Below are 11,693 nucleotides of genomic sequence, written 5' to 3'. Positions count from 1 at the left end.
GGTCAGGCGGAACGCAAATGAACACGGGCAGCCTCCGCGTGACGCAGAGCAAAGCGCGTAAAACCAATCTGGACGACTATCGGATCGCCGCCGAACGGGCTGGTTGCAACCACCCGCACCGGCTCTCCCGCAACAAAGCCGAGATCACGCAGGCGATGTGCAATCACATCATCCGCTGAAAGCGCATGCACAGCGTCGACAATCCCCACCTGGCTGCGCGCCAGTTCCGAAAGCAGCATGTTACGACCCGTTGTAAATAGAAATCATTCTTATTATATAGTCATTACTCCACAGATGGCTATTGCCGTGCCCGCCCAGTCAAAAAGGAGCCCGCAGGCTCCTTTCAATGGGTTCATTTGCGATGCGTTTTAGTGGACAGCGGCCAGCACTTCGCGCATGGCCTCGACCACGGCCGCACATTCTTCCTGCGTGCCAATGCTGATGCGCAGGTATTGCGCGATGCGCGGCAGTGAAAAATGCCGGACGATGACGTTGCGTGTCCGCAGACCGGCAGCCACCGCTGCGGCATCGTGTTCGGGATGCGTCACGAAGATGAAGTTGGTTGCCGATGGCAGCACCCGGAATCCCAGCGTTTCAAGCTGCTCCGTCAGCCAGTCCCGCGACGACATCACGGCCTTGCAGGTCGACTGGAAATAGGCTTCGTCCTCGTACGCCGCAATCGCGCCGGCCAAGGCCAGCCGATCGATCGGATAGGAGTTGAAGCTGTCCTTCACACGGTTCAGGCCCTCGATCAGGGGCTGCTGGCCGAAGGCGAGACCCACGCGCAGGCCCGCCAGCGAGCGCGATTTTGACAGCGTCTGCACGACCAGTACGTTCGGAAACTCCTGGATCAGCGCAATCGCCGATTCCGCACCGAAATCGACATACGCCTCGTCGATCACCACCACCTGGTCCGGATGTTGTTCGAGCAACCGGCGGATCTCCGGCAAGGGCAGGGCAATACCGGTCGGGGCATTCGGATTGGCGAGGATGATGCCGCCGCAGGGACGGTTGGCGTAGGCATCGACATCAACGGCCATGGCATCCGTCAACGGCACCGTTTCGCTGGCGATGTCATAGAGTCGGCAATACACCGGGTAGAAGCTGTAGGTGATGTCTGGAAACAGCAGCGGCGCATCGTGGCGCAGTAGGGCCTGGAAGACCAGCGCCAGCACTTCATCCGAGCCGTTACCGACGAACACCTGATCGGCCGACAACCCGTGATAGCGCGCCACCGTCTCGCGCAGCGCCGAAGCACCCGGATCCGGATACAGGCGGAGCGTATCGCCCACGGCGGCCTGCAGCGCAGCAATCACGCGCGGCGACGGCCCGTAGGGGTTCTCGTTGGTGTTCAGCTTGACCAGGTTGGTCGACTTGGGCTGTTCGCCCGGGACATAAGGAGTCAGCTTATGAACGATCGGACTCCAGTAACGGCTCATTGGTATTCCTTTTGTTTCGGGAAGGCTGCGGCAGCGCGGAAGCCTGCAGGGCAGGCATCCACGATTCTATTGCATCCGCGAAAGACAAGGAACAAAGCCGGGAACGCCAGGCGCGCAGCACGGCGGAAGTGCGCATGCCACCAGCCTGGCTGCCTCGGCTCAACGGCCGCCGATCACGATCTCCGCGATCACGCCAGTCGTAATCGCCACCAGCAGGAAATCGCCCCCAATACTCATCCAGTGATAGCCACGCGGCGGAGGCGCCAGGCGATAAGCGCGCCAGTCGTCCACGACATATTGCCGGCCATACCTGTCACGCGGTAGCCGATCTCCCTTGCGCCAATGCCCAGGCGCATAGGCCGATGCACCCGGCCCGCCGGGGCGATGGCCCGGCGGCATGCCGTCGTGTCTCCCATGGGGCGGGCCGTTTCTCATGTGTGGCCCTTGTCCGCCCTTGCCATGACCCGGTCCCTTTCCATGACCGTGACCCGGTTCACCATGTCCACCGCCGCGGCCAGGCTGCGCAAAGCTGGACGACGACACCAGCAACCCGGAAATCATCAATACCTTCAACACCATTCGGCGTGTCTGCATGGCGTGCTCCTATGGAAATGAACCGCGTCTTGAACTTGGCCATCGCGTGGCGTCTCTAGCCTAGCACCAGGGCTTTCAGACCGGCAAGCGGCGGAAAGTATGGCCAATCGCATGAAGGCAATAGGACAATCGTGCCTAGGGAGCAGGGAGGCCACTTGGTGGGGATGAGACCAGTTTGGTATCTCTGAATTTAATTTAACATAAGGTAAATTATGCGAAATTGATATATTGAAACGAGGCGGGAATCCGTTGGCGCGGAAGTCCGCCTCTGACCACAAACAAACTGATTAGGAGTTTGAATATGGCTACCTTCCATTTTATGGCGGCGGCGTGCTTGGCGGCCGTTGCGCTGCCGCATCCTGTGATCAGCAGGGTTCAAGAAAATTCACCGAGTTTGGCCTTCTCGGTGCCTCCCTCCGGAAAATATTTTGCTCGCGTTGCGGGTGTGCGACACGCGCAGCGCGTTGCATACCCGCGCTCGCGGGGAAATTATTTCCATGGAGGCAAAGCATGAAACCAGACCAAATCGTGGCCGATATTGAGGCGGTGTATTTCGGTGTGTCTGCCATCGAAACGTTTTCTCGCCTGCTGACGGATGCAGGGCATGCACAAATGCCGGCTCAGGATGTTGGCATGGTGCTGGATTATATGGCCCAGTCTTTGTGCGCACGGATGGATGCCGTGAATATCGTGTTCAGGGATAGCGTGCTGCCCTTCTATCGCGATTTCCAGTCTGCAAAGGAGGCCATGCGTGGATCCGTTAAAGCTTGATTCCAGGTGGGGCAACCTCGCGGAGTTTGAGCACTATGCCTCTGGTCTGCCTGTCCGCTTCTTGTGTCGTTTGCTTAAGCGTTGTCCTCGGACCCTGCGTAACTGGCGGTCGGGGCGTCGTGCGGTGCCGGTTTGGGCGGTAGACGTGCTGCGCCTGCATGACCTGGAGAGCCGGGAAACGCTGCGCCAGATCACCGGCATTACGCTGCCGCCGAAGGGTCAAGCATCCAGCGTCGGGAGTGCCTGCGCGCCTGCCATGGCTGCGGAAGCTCCGGCCTCTGTCAGTGCTCCTGGCTTGTCCGGCGCGACTCAGCGCCCTTCCGCAGGCCGAGCAGCGGGTATCACTGAGGGGGTGGGAGCCGGAGCGCAGGCCGATGCGTTGCCATCTATCTTGCGGGCATCTCCGAAGCGACGGCTTGCCGTCGCGGCAGTTTAGTTCTATGATGAATGCACAGATTGGTTACCTAGTGGATACGATGATGTTCCGATTGGTAACGAAATTTGATGTGTAAGGGGATGGAGTGGTGGATTACAAATTGTTCCGTTTGGTTTCTTTTTGGGTACGTAGCGGAACAATTAACGGTTCACCCCTCCATGTGAGATGAAGTTCTAAACCCCCCGTACTAATAGGGGGGTACAGATTTAAGGGGAACCAATTGGAGCAAGGAAGTGCGGCACGCCCTCGCCTGAACCTGAGTCCTTCAGCGGAACTCATGGCGGCATTAGAAGCGGCGGCGTTGATGACGGGGCTACCGGCGACTCAGATTGCGATGCAGGCGATCATTGCGGGCATGCCAAAGGTGATTGAGGAGGCAACGGCAGTTGCTTCTCTCGGAAAGATCGGGCGCGATATCAAAAAACAGCTGGCAGGCCAGCAAAGGAGGTAATCGGCATTCGGTAAATTATGCGAAATTGATATATTGAAACGAGGCGGGAATCCGTTGGCGCGGAAGTCCGCCTCTGACCACAAACAAACTGATTAGGAGTTTGAATATGGCTACCTTCCATTTTATGGCGGCGGCGTGCTTGGCGGCCGTTGCGCTGCCGCATCCTGTGATCAGCAGGGTTCAAGAAAATTCACCGAGTTTGGCCTTCTCGGTGCCTCCCTCCGGAAAATATTTTGCTCGCGTTGCGGGTGTGCGACACGCGCAGCGCGTTGCATACCCGCGCTCGCGGGGAAATTATTTCCATGGAGGCAAAGCATGAAACCAGACCAAATCGTGGCCGATATTGAGGCGGTGTATTTCGGTGTGTCTGCCATCGAAACGTTTTCTCGCCTGCTGACGGATGCAGGGCATGCACAAATGCCGGCTCAGGATGTTGGCATGGTGCTGGATTATATGGCCCAGTCTTTGTGCGCACGGATGGATGCCGTGAATATCGTGTTCAGGGATAGCGTGCTGCCCTTCTATCGCGATTTCCAGTCTGCAAAGGAGGCCATGCGTGGATCCGTTAAAGCTTGATTCCAGGTGGGGCAACCTCGCGGAGTTTGAGCACTATGCCTCTGGTCTGCCTGTCCGCTTCTTGTGTCGTTTGCTTAAGCGTTGTCCTCGGACCCTGCGTAACTGGCGGTCGGGGCGTCGTGCGGTGCCGGTTTGGGCGGTAGACGTGCTGCGCCTGCATGACCTGGAGAGCCGGGAAACGCTGCGCCAGATCACCGGCATTACGCTGCCGCCGAAGGGTCAAGCATCCAGCGTCGGGAGTGCCTGCGCGCCTGCCATGGCTGCGGAAGCTCCGGCCTCTGTCAGTGCTCCTGGCTTGTCCGGCGCGACTCAGCGCCCTTCCGCAGGCCGAGCAGCGGGTATCACTGAGGGGGTGGGAGCCGGAGCGCAGGCCGATGCGTTGCCATCTATCTTGCGGGCATCTCCGAAGCGACGGCTTGCCGTCGCGGCAGTTTAGTTCTATGATGAATGCACAGATTGGTTACCTAGTGGATACGATGATGTTCCGATTGGTAACGAAATTTGATGTGTAAGGGGATGGAGTGGTGGATTACAAATTGTTCCGTTTGGTTTCTTTTTGGGTACGTAGCGGAACAATTAACGGTTCACCCCTCCATGTGAGATGAAGTTCTAAACCCCCCGTACTAATAGGGGGGTACAGATTTAAGGGGAACCAATTGGAGCAAGGAAGTGCGGCACGCCCTCGCCTGAACCTGAGTCCTTCAGCGGAACTCATGGCGGCATTAGAAGCGGCGGCGTTGATGACGGGGCTACCGGCGACTCAGATTGCGATGCAGGCGATCATTGCGGGCATGCCAAAGGTGATTGAGGAGGCAACGGCAGTTGCTTCTCTCGGAAAGATCGGGCGCGATATCAAAAAACAGCTGGCAGGCCAGCAAAGGAGGTAATCGGCATTCGGTAAATTATGCGAAATTGATATATTGAAACGAGGCGGGAATCCGTTGGCGCGGAAGTCCGCCTCTGACCACAAACAAACTGATTAGGAGTTTGAATATGGCTACCTTCCATTTTATGGCGGCGGCGTGCTTGGCGGCCGTTGCGCTGCCGCATCCTGTGATCAGCAGGGTTCAAGAAAATTCACCGAGTTTGGCCTTCTCGGTGCCTCCCTCCGGAAAATATTTTGCTCGCGTTGCGGGTGTGCGACACGCGCAGCGCGTTGCATACCCGCGCTCGCGGGGAAATTATTTCCATGGAGGCAAAGCATGAAACCAGACCAAATCGTGGCCGATATTGAGGCGGTGTATTTCGGTGTGTCTGCCATCGAAACGTTTTCTCGCCTGCTGACGGATGCAGGGCATGCACAAATGCCGGCTCAGGATGTTGGCATGGTGCTGGATTATATGGCCCAGTCTTTGTGCGCACGGATGGATGCCGTGAATATCGTGTTCAGGGATAGCGTGCTGCCCTTCTATCGCGATTTCCAGTCTGCAAAGGAGGCCATGCGTGGATCCGTTAAAGCTTGATTCCAGGTGGGGCAACCTCGCGGAGTTTGAGCACTATGCCTCTGGTCTGCCTGTCCGCTTCTTGTGTCGTTTGCTTAAGCGTTGTCCTCGGACCCTGCGTAACTGGCGGTCGGGGCGTCGTGCGGTGCCGGTTTGGGCGGTAGACGTGCTGCGCCTGCATGACCTGGAGAGCCGGGAAACGCTGCGCCAGATCACCGGCATTACGCTGCCGCCGAAGGGTCAAGCATCCAGCGTCGGGAGTGCCTGCGCGCCTGCCATGGCTGCGGAAGCTCCGGCCTCTGTCAGTGCTCCTGGCTTGTCCGGCGCGACTCAGCGCCCTTCCGCAGGCCGAGCAGCGGGTATCACTGAGGGGGTGGGAGCCGGAGCGCAGGCCGATGCGTTGCCATCTATCTTGCGGGCATCTCCGAAGCGACGGCTTGCCGTCGCGGCAGTTTAGTTCTATGATGAATGCACAGATTGGTTACCTAGTGGATACGATGATGTTCCGATTGGTAACGAAATTTGATGTGTAAGGGGATGGAGTGGTGGATTACAAATTGTTCCGTTTGGTTTCTTTTTGGGTACGTAGCGGAACAATTAACGGTTCACCCCTCCATGTGAGATGAAGTTCTAAACCCCCCGTACTAATAGGGGGGTACAGATTTAAGGGGAACCAATTGGAGCAAGGAAGTGCGGCACGCCCTCGCCTGAACCTGAGTCCTTCAGCGGAACTCATGGCGGCATTAGAAGCGGCGGCGTTGATGACGGGGCTACCGGCGACTCAGATTGCGATGCAGGCGATCATTGCGGGCATGCCAAAGGTGATTGAGGAGGCAACGGCAGTTGCTTCTCTCGGAAAGATCGGGCGCGATATCAAAAAACAGCTGGCAGGCCAGCAAAGGAGGTAATCGGCATTCGGTAAATTATGCGAAATTAAAATAACGCGAAAGTGAAGGGATCAGCAGGAAAGCTATTCCCCGACTTGTATGGATGAAGGGGCATTCACATGTCAAGGCTAGTTGGCCGAAGGCCACTGACAGCCGACCAGATACTCATCTTTTCATCGTCGTGCCGGAGAACATGATGAAGCGCCCTTTGACCCTGGACAAACTTCTAACTGCCGTCCCCCGGATGCTCAGCGCGGTGCGACCGCCTGCAACCTGGCGACCACGGCACCGCCCTCATTCAGCAGTTCCAGCTGGCCGCCGGTAATCCGGTAACGCCGGACGGTCTCCAGGGCTTGCAGGAAGGCCGATTCCTGGGCCATGTTCTCGCAGGCCATCATCGTTCCCACCATATTCTTGAAACGCAGGGTGCTACTGTCAGCGTCGAAGCTGCCGCCAATGCCATTGCAGCCGCCGTGGCCGCTCAGGCGTGCTTCCGTCGTGGAAAAGAGCAGATGCGGTTCGCGCAGGTCACCGGATGCCTTCACTGCCGCCTGGTTGACCTGCATCAGTTTCCAGTACGTGCCGCGCAGTGGGCTATCTGCCACAGTGCTGGCGCCCTGTTCGCCCGGATCAGCGACGTGCACCATCTGGATGGCGACCTTGCTGCCCTGCTCGAAGGCGGGCACATACGTATCCGTCGTAAACAGCAGCTTGCCGCGATGGCGGACCACGGCGCGCACGGCATACCGGTGGTTGGGAACAATGGCCCTGTCCTGGTAGGCGATGCCGAAATGGAACGGCGGCTGGCCGGCCGGATCGAGAATTGAACGTCCCAGTACCTTGGCGGGCGCGTCGGCCAGCGACACGTCCTGCAACATCACTTCGAAGGTGGCATCGGGCGGTAGCGCGATGCGTTCACGGTAGGTTGCCGTGCCGGTGAGGACGCCTGCCTGGGCGGCGCCGGCGAGTACGACGCTCGCGACGGCAGCCGATGCAATTGCTTTTGCCTTCATGATTTTCTCCTTCTGTCTGCGGCACCACCCGCGCCATATCGCCGAACCCGGCAATACGGCTTCGCGGACGCCATTGCTGGTGCAGCTTACACCACAGACATGGCCCACAGAAAAGGGCAGGCATGCGCCCGACCCCCATCGAATGCGCACTCTGCTGATCGCCGACCGTCCGGAAATGGATGACGCGTGGCACGGGCGACATTCCCTGCACGCAAGAAAAAGCCCGGCATGCCGCTGCGGTATGCCGGGCGCGCAGAGGTCCAAGCCGTTACATGCGATAGCCAACACGCGTGCGCGTGGCGTCTTCCATGAGATCGAGAAACTGGTCGATGCGCATGTGGATAAGCGCCTCGTGATCACCGCCCTCGAGATACACATCGGGCTGTGCCGCGAGGCTATCGTCGAGATAGGTCTCCATGCCATAGGCAGGACATGCAGCCGGAATCGCACCGGCCTCGCAGTCCTTGAACAGCTCGCGCAGCTCCCACTCCGGCACGAGTGACAGGTCGCGCCCGGTGCGGGCGCGCAATTCGGCCATGCCGACATGGTAGGTGGACGGCAGCACCACGGCGACGTAACCGTGCGCGTCGGACAACAGCACCGCCTTGGCGAGACGGTCCCCCGGAATATGCGCCGCTTCGGCGGTTTCCATGCTCGTCCGGGTATGGGGATGCCACATCACTTCAAACTCGCAGCCTTTGCTGCGCATGTACTGCTGCATGGTGGCGGAAACTGACATGATGTCCTCCTATTCATTGAACAGGGCCTCCCTCCACCAGCATAGTCAGCACGCTTCCCGCCGCCAAGCCGCCACCGCACCAGTGTCGGGAAGACTGCGCGGTTGGCGGGCATGTCACTGCATGTCGCCGCCTCAGGCGTCGGTCGGCCGATCGCGTGCCTGGTCCGGCGCGTCGGCCGCCTTCAGGCGTCGCCACAGGGTGGTTGGGCTGATGCCGAGCGCACGGGCGGCTTCGTTGCGCCGCCCGCCATGCGCTGCCAGCACGGCGCGGATATGCGCGAGCTCGCTGGCGCGCGATACACGCGTCAGCGCCTCCGCCGCGTGGAGCACGGGAACGGACGTGGGGATGGGCGCTGCGGGGGCGGGCAGGGCAAACAGCTCAGGCGCCACTGAACGTGCGGCTTGCGCAAGACTCTCGACCCCTTCCAGTCCGCCCGCCATCAATACCGCCACCCGCTCCAGCACGTTTTCCAGCTCGCGGATATTGCCTGGCCAGTCGTAGCACTCCAGCTGCTGCGCCAGGATATCCGGCAGCGGCACCGGATCGCCCGGCTGCAGGCGACGCTGGATGCGCCGGAACAGCGCCTCCGCCACCAGGCGGATATCCTCGCGCCGCGTCCGCAGCGGCGGCACGCGCAGGCTCAGGATATTGAGCCGGAAATACAGGTCTTGCCGGAATACGCCCTGGCGCACGAGCTCAGCCAGGTCGCGGTGCGTGGCGGCAATAATGCGCACATTCACCGGCACGGCATCGAGGCTGCCGACCGGCTGTACCTGCCGCTCCTGCAACACCCGCAGCAGGCGGATCTGCAAGGCGGGCGGCATGTCGCCCACCTCGTCGAGAAACAGCGTGCCGTTGTGCGCCGACTCGATCAGCCCGACCTTGCCGCCGCGTCGTGCGCCGCTGAACGCACCCTCTTCGTAGCCGAACAGCTCGCTCTCCAGCAACGTCTCCGGAAATGCCGCGCAATTCACCGCGACGAACGGAAACGGATGGCGCGGACTGGCCTGGTGCATGCCCTGTGCCAGCACCTCCTTGCCGGTACCGCTCTCACCCTGGATCAGCACGGTGGAATCGACCTGTGCATAGCGCTGCGCCAGCGCGCGCACCTCGCGCATCGCGGGCGAGTCGCCAAGCAGATCATCGAGCGTGTAACGCACGCCAGCAGCCCGGGCGCGGGTGCGCGTGCGCAGGCTGCGGTCGGCACGGTGGATGGCGTTGGCATCCTGCATGGTCAGCACCGCGCCTGTGGCGCGTCCGTCGCTGAGTAGCGGAATACGGTTGACCACCACGGTCTTACCGCGCACGTGATGAATTGCCGCCAACTCGCGCGTGCCGCTTTCCAGGACGGATTCGAGCGGTAGCGACGGCACCAGCGATTGCCAGCGCCGCCCGACCACGCTGGCCGCCGGCATGTCGAGCAGGCGCTCCATGGCCGGGTTGAACGACTGGATGCGCCCGCCTTCGTCCACTGCCACAACACCTTCCTCAAGGTGCGCCAGAATCGCATTCACATACTCGCGCCGGCCGGCCTCGATGCGCCGCAGGCGCACTGCCTCAATGGCATCTTCGAGCGCGCCCTGCACCGAACTGCCGGAATACAGGAACACCGCTGCCATGCCGGCGCGCTCGGCCAGGTCGGCCACCATGCCGGGGCCGACGACCACTTCCACGCCCTCCTGCCGCAGCGTCTGGATCAGCGCGGTGGCATCTTCTTCGGCCCGGTAGGTATAGGCAGGAATCGCCAGTGCGAAGGCACGGCAAAACGCCTCGACCTCGGGATACACCTCCGCATGCGTCACCAGCGCGATGCGGGACGAACGCTGGCGCGCGGTCGCCAGTGCATTGAGCACATCAAAGCCAGTGACCTTGACGACAATGACGGGAATATCAACATGCTGGCGCAGGTAGGCCCCGTTGGCCCCACCCGAGACCACGGCGTCGAGCCGGCCTTCGCGCACCTCGCGGGCAATGGCGGCGGCGGCCGCCTCGAAGCCTTTGTCGAGAATGCGGAAATCAGCCTGGTCGGCGTAGACAGGAAGCCACTCGGCAAACGCCCGGTTCAGGCGGCTGATGCCGATGGCCCAGATACGGGGACGGTAGGAAACAGGGGCCATGATACGGAGCCGGCGGTGGCCGGAAAACGACGGACGTCTCATTATCGGCGCGTTGCACATGGATTTCAATGTGAAATACCAATGTTTCAAAAATGAAATACAACAATGAAACGCGTCTGCGGAGCACAAATTATTGAATTAAATTTCTGTTTAAATTCAATAGATAAAGTATTTTATTAAAAGTAATTTATTATATGGCACGCGCCTTGCGATACCTGCCGCAACCCACTCCGGAGGTATTCACCGTGTCCATTCCCGCATCCGCCGGCGCCCGTTTCCGCCTGGCGCTCGCCGAAGAACAACCCCTGCAGGTCATCGGCGCCATCAACGCCAACCATGCCCTGCTCGCCAAACGCGCAGGCTATCGCGCCATCTACCTCTCGGGCGGCGGCGTCGCGGCCGGCTCGCTGGGTCTGCCGGACCTCGGCATTTCCGGTCTCGACGATGTGCTGACCGATGTGCGCCGCATCACCGACGTGTGCGACGTGCCGCTGCTGGTCGATGTGGATACCGGTTTCGGCTCGTCGGCTTTCAACGTGGCGCGCACCACGCGCTCGCTGATCAAGGCCGGTGCCGGTGCCATGCATATCGAGGATCAGGTCGGCGCCAAACGGTGCGGCCATCGCCCGAACAAGGAAATCGTCTCGCAAGGCGAGATGGTGGACCGCATCAAGGCGGCCGTGGATGCCCGTACCGATCCCGACTTCGTCATCATGGCGCGTACCGACGCGCTCGCCATCGAGGGCCTGGACAAGGCCATCGAACGCGCCGTGGCCTGTGTGGAAGCCGGCGCCGATGCGATCTTCCCCGAAGCCATGACGGATCTCGCCATGTACCGCAAGTTTGTCGATGCCGTGCAGGTACCGGTGCTGGCTAACATCACCGAATTCGGTCAGACGCCGCTGTTCACGCGCGATGAACTGGCCAGCGCTGGCGTCGCCATGATCCTCTACCCGCTGTCGGCCTTCCGCGCCATGAACAAGGCGGCCGAACGTGTCTACGAGGCGATCCGCCGCGACGGCACGCAGAAGAATGTGCTCGATACCATGCAGACACGCATGGAACTGTATGACAGCATCGGCTACCACGATTTCGAACAGAAACTCGACGCCCTGTTTGCCCAGGGCAAGGGCTGATCAGCACCCCCACGATGCATTGCGCGGTCCGGTCTACGGCCGCGCCCAGGACGCACCCACGACGTACACTTTGCGCAGACACCAGGAGACC

General features: G+C 60.5%; 13 protein-coding genes. 7 read left to right on the top strand and 6 right to left on the bottom strand.

Annotation, left to right across the window (positions count from 1 at the left end; all coding sequences use genetic code 11):
* Nucleotides 1-2 precede the first annotated feature (2 nt).
* The 3 genes from ACQ3C8_RS15345 to ACQ3C8_RS15335 all read right to left on the bottom strand — a co-directional run bounded on the left by ACQ3C8_RS15345 (nucleotide 3) and on the right by ACQ3C8_RS15335 (nucleotide 1,838).
* Complete coding sequence (locus ACQ3C8_RS15345) at nucleotides 3-239, bottom strand: FeoA family protein (RefSeq protein WP_083840351.1); 237 nt, start codon at nucleotides 237-239, stop codon at nucleotides 3-5.
* A gap of 129 nt (nucleotides 240-368) precedes the next feature.
* Nucleotides 369-1,439 (bottom strand): histidinol-phosphate transaminase, encoded by a 1,071-nt coding sequence (hisC, locus tag ACQ3C8_RS15340; protein ID WP_009522232.1) that lies wholly within the window; start codon nucleotides 1,437-1,439, stop codon nucleotides 369-371.
* Nucleotides 1,440-1,598: 159 nt separating this feature from the next.
* Nucleotides 1,599-1,838, bottom strand: coding sequence for an RcnB family protein (locus tag ACQ3C8_RS15335; protein WP_428853242.1), 240 nt, complete (start codon nucleotides 1,836-1,838; stop codon nucleotides 1,599-1,601).
* A 705-nt stretch (nucleotides 1,839-2,543) separates the two neighbouring features.
* Here ACQ3C8_RS15335 and ACQ3C8_RS15330 point away from each other — a divergent pair.
* From ACQ3C8_RS15330 to ACQ3C8_RS15305, 6 genes are all read left to right on the top strand, one after another.
* The gene (locus ACQ3C8_RS15330) at nucleotides 2,544-2,804 is read left to right on the top strand and encodes a hypothetical protein (protein WP_428853241.1); all 261 of its coding nucleotides are present in this window, start codon (nucleotides 2,544-2,546) and stop codon (nucleotides 2,802-2,804) included.
* Between the two features lie 713 nt (nucleotides 2,805-3,517).
* Nucleotides 3,518-3,691, top strand: a complete 174-nt coding sequence (locus ACQ3C8_RS15325) for a hypothetical protein (RefSeq protein WP_428853240.1) — start codon at nucleotides 3,518-3,520, stop codon at nucleotides 3,689-3,691.
* Between the two features lie 315 nt (nucleotides 3,692-4,006).
* Nucleotides 4,007-4,267 (top strand): hypothetical protein, encoded by a 261-nt coding sequence (locus tag ACQ3C8_RS15320; protein ID WP_428853241.1) that lies wholly within the window; start codon nucleotides 4,007-4,009, stop codon nucleotides 4,265-4,267.
* A gap of 713 nt (nucleotides 4,268-4,980) precedes the next feature.
* Nucleotides 4,981-5,154 (top strand): hypothetical protein, encoded by a 174-nt coding sequence (locus ACQ3C8_RS15315; RefSeq protein WP_428853240.1) that lies wholly within the window; start codon nucleotides 4,981-4,983, stop codon nucleotides 5,152-5,154.
* 315 nt (nucleotides 5,155-5,469) lie between these two features.
* The gene (locus ACQ3C8_RS15310; protein ID WP_428853241.1) at nucleotides 5,470-5,730 is read left to right on the top strand and encodes a hypothetical protein; all 261 of its coding nucleotides are present in this window, start codon (nucleotides 5,470-5,472) and stop codon (nucleotides 5,728-5,730) included.
* A gap of 713 nt (nucleotides 5,731-6,443) precedes the next feature.
* The gene (locus ACQ3C8_RS15305; RefSeq protein ID WP_428853240.1) at nucleotides 6,444-6,617 is read left to right on the top strand and encodes a hypothetical protein; all 174 of its coding nucleotides are present in this window, start codon (nucleotides 6,444-6,446) and stop codon (nucleotides 6,615-6,617) included.
* Nucleotides 6,618-6,844: 227 nt separating this feature from the next.
* Here the strand turns inward: ACQ3C8_RS15305 and ACQ3C8_RS15300 are convergent, their stop codons facing one another.
* The 3 genes from ACQ3C8_RS15300 to prpR all read right to left on the bottom strand — a co-directional run bounded on the left by ACQ3C8_RS15300 (nucleotide 6,845) and on the right by prpR (nucleotide 10,466).
* Nucleotides 6,845-7,609, bottom strand: a complete 765-nt coding sequence (locus tag ACQ3C8_RS15300; RefSeq protein ID WP_428853239.1) for a YbaY family lipoprotein — start codon at nucleotides 7,607-7,609, stop codon at nucleotides 6,845-6,847.
* A 268-nt stretch (nucleotides 7,610-7,877) separates the two neighbouring features.
* On the bottom strand, nucleotides 7,878-8,348 hold the full coding sequence (locus ACQ3C8_RS15295; protein ID WP_428853238.1) for an aminoacyl-tRNA deacylase: 471 nt from the start codon (nucleotides 8,346-8,348) through the stop codon (nucleotides 7,878-7,880).
* A 132-nt stretch (nucleotides 8,349-8,480) separates the two neighbouring features.
* The gene (prpR, locus tag ACQ3C8_RS15290) at nucleotides 8,481-10,466 is read right to left on the bottom strand and encodes a propionate catabolism operon regulatory protein PrpR (RefSeq protein ID WP_428853237.1); all 1,986 of its coding nucleotides are present in this window, start codon (nucleotides 10,464-10,466) and stop codon (nucleotides 8,481-8,483) included.
* A gap of 194 nt (nucleotides 10,467-10,660) precedes the next feature.
* Here prpR and prpB point away from each other — a divergent pair, with 194 nt between their 5' ends.
* Nucleotides 10,661-11,602 (top strand): methylisocitrate lyase, encoded by a 942-nt coding sequence (prpB, locus tag ACQ3C8_RS15285; RefSeq protein WP_009522257.1) that lies wholly within the window; start codon nucleotides 10,661-10,663, stop codon nucleotides 11,600-11,602.
* Nucleotides 11,603-11,693: the final 91 nt, after the last annotated feature.

The organism is Imbroritus primus, assembly GCF_964332355.1.
In the GTDB taxonomy this organism is placed as follows: Bacteria; Pseudomonadota; Gammaproteobacteria; order Burkholderiales; family Burkholderiaceae; genus Imbroritus; species Imbroritus primus.
This window is presented reverse-complemented; position numbering and strand designations above follow the sequence as displayed.

Bases quoted from the DNA above. Each gene is read 5' to 3' on its own strand.
- ACQ3C8_RS15310 (WP_428853241.1), top strand. From the start codon at position 5,470: ATGAAACCAGACCAAATCGTGGCCGATATTGAGGCGGTGTATTTCGGT.
- ACQ3C8_RS15335 (WP_428853242.1), bottom strand. From the start codon at position 1,838: ATGCCGCCGGGCCATCGCCCCGGCGGGCCGGGTGCATCGGCCTATGCG.
- ACQ3C8_RS15325 (WP_428853240.1), top strand. From the start codon at position 3,518: ATGGCGGCATTAGAAGCGGCGGCGTTGATGACGGGGCTACCGGCGACT.
- ACQ3C8_RS15330 (WP_428853241.1), top strand. From the start codon at position 2,544: ATGAAACCAGACCAAATCGTGGCCGATATTGAGGCGGTGTATTTCGGT.
- ACQ3C8_RS15320 (WP_428853241.1), top strand. From the start codon at position 4,007: ATGAAACCAGACCAAATCGTGGCCGATATTGAGGCGGTGTATTTCGGT.
- ACQ3C8_RS15295 (WP_428853238.1), bottom strand. From the start codon at position 8,348: ATGTCAGTTTCCGCCACCATGCAGCAGTACATGCGCAGCAAAGGCTGC.
- ACQ3C8_RS15345 (WP_083840351.1), bottom strand. From the start codon at position 239: ATGCTGCTTTCGGAACTGGCGCGCAGCCAGGTGGGGATTGTCGACGCT.
- hisC (WP_009522232.1), bottom strand. From the start codon at position 1,439: ATGAGCCGTTACTGGAGTCCGATCGTTCATAAGCTGACTCCTTATGTC.
- ACQ3C8_RS15300 (WP_428853239.1), bottom strand. From the start codon at position 7,609: ATGAAGGCAAAAGCAATTGCATCGGCTGCCGTCGCGAGCGTCGTACTC.
- ACQ3C8_RS15305 (WP_428853240.1), top strand. From the start codon at position 6,444: ATGGCGGCATTAGAAGCGGCGGCGTTGATGACGGGGCTACCGGCGACT.
- prpB (WP_009522257.1), top strand. From the start codon at position 10,661: ATGGCACGCGCCTTGCGATACCTGCCGCAACCCACTCCGGAGGTATTC.
- ACQ3C8_RS15315 (WP_428853240.1), top strand. From the start codon at position 4,981: ATGGCGGCATTAGAAGCGGCGGCGTTGATGACGGGGCTACCGGCGACT.
- prpR (WP_428853237.1), bottom strand. From the start codon at position 10,466: ATGGCCCCTGTTTCCTACCGTCCCCGTATCTGGGCCATCGGCATCAGC.